Genomic DNA, 3,978 nt, shown 5'->3' with positions numbered 1-3,978 from the left:
GGCGGCTCGGCCAACTATGCGCTGGCCTACCTGGGCTCGCCCGTGGTGCGCTTTCAGGCTCCGGCCGAACTCGCCAGCGTGGACGTGAGCAACACCACCTACACGGCCTTGTCGATGCTGCAAGGTGACTCGTTCGCCAAGAAGTTTGGTGGCGCAAGCGGCAATGACGCCGACTTCCTCAAGCTCACCTTCATCGGCCTGAACGCGGCCGACCAGGTAACCGGCCGTGTGGACTTCTACCTGGCCGACTACCGCTTCGCAGACAACAGCCTTGACTACGTGATCGGCAATTGGGCCAGCGTGAACTTGAGTTCGTTGGGCACGGTGTCGGCGCTGAAGTTCGAGCTGAGCTCGTCCGACAACGGTGACTTCGGCATGAACACGCCGGCTTATTTCGCCATCGACAACCTGGCCGTGACGGCGGTGCCTGAGGCATCTTCTATGGCGATGATGCTGGTGGGGTTGGTGGGGGTGGCCGGAGTCTCGGGCCTGCGTCGCCGATCGCTGCGATGAGCGGCGGTGCGCTTGCGGACCGTGCCCTGGCCAAGTGGCCGGGGCAGTCAATGCCGGGACTGAATCGGCGCGTTGTGGCGGCCCTCGGCTCGGCGTTGGGCTTGGCCGCAGGCATCGCCACCGCGCAGGTACCTGGCGCTTCGACACCGGACACCGCGAAGCCGCCGTCGCAGCAGCAGCCAGAGGGTAGCGAGTTGACGCTGCCCGAGGTCAGCGTGCGCGCGAGCGACGCGGCAAAGGCCGCCAGCGCACCGGGCGCCGCCGCCCGCAACGTCACGGTGATCACGGCCCGGGACATCGCTCGCGCCAGCGCGAGCTCGGTGTCCGACCTTCTGGCCACCGAGGCCAACCTGGCGCTGCAGAGCTACTTCGGCAACGACCGCAGCGCCACCCTCGACATGCGCGGCATGGGCGAGACCGCCAGCAGCAATGTGCTGATCGTGGTCGACGGCGTGGTCATCAACGAGAACGACCTGTCGGGCGCCAACCTGTCGTCGCTGTCCCTCAGCGAAGTCAGGCAGATCGAGGTGGACCGGGGCGGTGGCGCCATCGAGCACGGCAGTGGCGCGGTGGCAGGCGTGGTGCGCATCACCACCATGCCCGAGCTCGACGAAGGCGAGCAGCGAGGTCGCGCGCAGTTGCGCGTGGGCACCTTGGGCGAGCGCATCGGCGACGTGCAACTGGCCGCCCAAGCCGGCGCATGGACGCCCGTGCTCCAACTCCACCGGGGCCGTGACCCGGGTTGGCGAGACAACGGGGAATTCGACAGCACGCGCGCGGCGCTGAGCCTGCGCTGGCAGGGCTCGGTCGGCGGCGCCAAAGCCGATGCGCTGGCGCGCCTGGTGCGCCAGCGCGATCGCTACGGCTTGCCGGGCCCGGTCTCGCGGGACGTGTTCGAGTCGGGCAGCGAGCGCGAGCTGCGTGCGACACGGGCGCCGCTGGAAGGCGGGCGCACCGAGCTCGACCGGCAGGACCTGGGTGCCAGCCTGGACTTCGGCGCGATCGGCCAACTCACGTGGGGCAGCAGCCACCGCGAGCGGCGCAACCCCTTCTACGAAGGCGTGGACCCAGACCGACCGCTGGCCGAGCAGGAGCAACTGACAGCTTCCGAGCGCTGGGACCACCAGTTGAACCACCGCATCGGCTTCGATGTGGCCGGACGCGCCCAACAGGTTAACCTGGGCTGGAGCCGCATGGACGGCAGCTATGAGCGCTTGGACAAGCCCAGCGGCACACCCGGTCACCAGCGCCTGAGTGGTGACGCTGCCTCGCAAGCCTGGAGCCTTGCGACCACGCTTAGCCTTGATCAGGCTGTCACCGTGCAAACAGGCGCGCGATGGACGCGATTCGAGACCACGCGCGAAAATCAAAGGTGGGCACAAAACTGTGGCTTCTTGCCGCCTTGCTCGCCCTACGCTTATGAAGAAGTCGAGGCGCCCAGGTCTGGTGACTGGTTCAACCGGCTTGGTGAGATCGGCATCACATGGCAGCCCATCGAGGGCACCGACATCTTCGTGCGCCGCAACGGCACCTTCCGCGCGCCCAACCTCGACGAGCTCAACAAGGCGGCCGACAACTTGCGCCCGCAGCGTGGCGTCACGCAGGAGCTGGGCTGGCGCCAACGCGCAGGCGAGCGGCTGTCGTGGTCCGTGACCTGGTTCGACATGCGCCTGCAAGACGAGATCTACTACGGCCGTGACGCCGCAGGCGATGAACTCAACCGCAACCGCGACGAGGCCTCGCGCCGCCAAGGCGTGGAGCTGTCGGGGCGCTGGCAGCCCGCGCGCAACTGGCGCCTGAACGGCATGGTCAGCTACCTGGTGCCCAGCCTGGCGGGGCGCGCGGGTGACATCCCGCTGGTGGCCCGAACCACGGCCAGCCTCTCCCTGGGATGGCAACCCAGCCCAGCCTGGCAGTCGGCGCTGTCGGTGCGCCACGTGGGGCCGCGTCGCGATGGCAATGCGGACAACGTCAGCAGCGCCACCAATGCGGGCAGCCCGCCGCTGGCTCGCCTGCGCGCCCACCAGGTGGTGGACGCCGTGGTGCGCTACCGCCAGGACGACATCGAGCTGGCCTTGGGGGTGAACAACCTGTTTGACGAGCGCTACAGCACCCTCGCATTCAGCCAGACCTACTACCCCATGCCCGGGCGGCAAGCGCACACCACGCTGAGCGTGCGGTTCTGAAGGCCGCGCTGTGGCGTGGGGTCCTTTGCAGCCTGATCAGTGCTTGTGATGGCCGTGCCCGTGGTCGTGGCCGTGCTCTTCGGTGGCCGGGCCCATCTTCTTGGCCGGCACCTTGACGTCGATGGTCGTCTGCTTCTTCTGCGCGTCTTCGACGACGAGCTTGATGGGCACGGTGCTGCCATCGGGCAGGGGCTTTTTCAGGCCCATCAGCATGATGTGGTACGAGCCGGGCTTGAGCGACACCGCTTGTCCGGCAGGCAAGGGCAGCGATGCGACGGCGCGCATCTTCATCACGTCGCCTTCCATCTTCATCTCATGGACTTCGACCGTGCCCGCCACGGGCGAGCTGCCTCCGACGAGCTTGCTGTCCTGCTTGGCGGTGAGGTTGGCGAACATGCCGGTGGCCTGCTGGCCTGGCACGGTGGCGCGCACCCAGGCGTCGCTGACCGCAACTTGGGACCAGGCCGTGCCGGCCATGCCAAGCAGGATCGCCGCGATCAGGCGACGGGATGGGGTGGTGATGCGTTGGTTCTTCATGGCGGTCTCCTTGAGGGGCAAAGCAGCAGGTGTCATCCTGCCATCAAAGTCGCTGGACCCACTTGACCCACCAGCGGCGGCCAGGTTCCGGCACCCGGGTGCTCAGCGTGGAGCCCAGCGAGCCCCAGCTGCGGTCGACGCTGTGGTTGATGTGTTCAACGTATGAGCGGTCGAATGCGTTGTCCACCCCGACGGCCAGGCTGGCCTGCCAGGGCAGTTGACGACGAACGGACGCGTTGACGACGCTGAAGCCGGGCGTGGCCTCGTTGACGTCCAGGCCATTGGTGTTGCCCTGGTTGAACGCGTACCGGTCTTGACGCGCCGCGCCGCGCCATTCAACGCGGGCTTGCCAGGGGCCTGAGCGCCAGTCGGTGTTCAGTCGCAGCTCGTGCGGGGGCGTTTGTGCCAGCGGGCGACGCTCGCTCAGGTTGTCGGCGCGCACCCGGCTGAAGGCCGCAGAGCTGGACCAGCTGGGGCTCCATTGCCAGCGGCCTTCGAGCTCCCAGCCCACGCGCCTGGCCTGCACGTTGCGTGCGGTGGTGCCACTGGTCAGCAAGATGAAGTCGTCGATGCGGCTGTGGAAGGCGTCCAGGCTCAGCTGCCACGGGCCCGCTGTCCCGCCCACGCCGGCGTGCAGCTCGCGGTTGGTCTCGGGGGCCAGCTTCAATGCGTCCACGCTGCCCACCTCGATGGGGTCGGGCGCCCGCTGCGACTGGCCCCAGGCCAGGTGCGTGCGCCAGGC

General features: G+C 68.1%; 4 protein-coding genes. 2 read left to right on the top strand and 2 right to left on the bottom strand.

The features are described 5' to 3' along the window. On the top strand, nucleotides 1-513 hold a 513-nt coding region (locus B2W70_RS15995; RefSeq protein ID WP_286747171.1), incomplete at its 5' end, for a DUF4465 domain-containing protein. Between the two features lie 215 nt (nucleotides 514-728). Beyond that, a complete protein-coding gene (locus B2W70_RS15990; protein ID WP_286747169.1) occupies nucleotides 729-2,699 on the top strand; it encodes a TonB-dependent receptor in 1,971 nt (656 codons plus the stop codon). A gap of 36 nt (nucleotides 2,700-2,735) precedes the next feature. On the opposite strand, the gene B2W70_RS15985 is transcribed toward B2W70_RS15990, so the two are convergent. Next, nucleotides 2,736-3,236: a copper chaperone PCu(A)C gene (locus B2W70_RS15985; RefSeq protein WP_286747168.1), complete on the bottom strand. Its 501-nt coding sequence runs from the start codon at nucleotides 3,234-3,236 to the stop codon at nucleotides 2,736-2,738. Nucleotides 3,237-3,279: 43 nt separating this feature from the next. After that, a partial coding sequence (locus B2W70_RS15980) for a TonB-dependent receptor (protein ID WP_286747167.1) occupies nucleotides 3,280-3,978 on the bottom strand: 699 nt, incomplete at its 5' end.

It is taken from the genome of Aquabacterium sp. UBA2148 (assembly GCF_002328915.1).
Lineage (GTDB): Bacteria > Pseudomonadota > Gammaproteobacteria > Burkholderiales > Burkholderiaceae_C > Aquabacterium > Aquabacterium parvum.
This window is presented reverse-complemented; position numbering and strand designations above follow the sequence as displayed.

Coding starts and splice junctions, on each gene's coding strand:
- B2W70_RS15985 (WP_286747168.1), bottom strand. CDS start 3,236: ATGAAGAACCAACGCATCACCACCCCATCCCGTCGCCTGATCGCGGCG.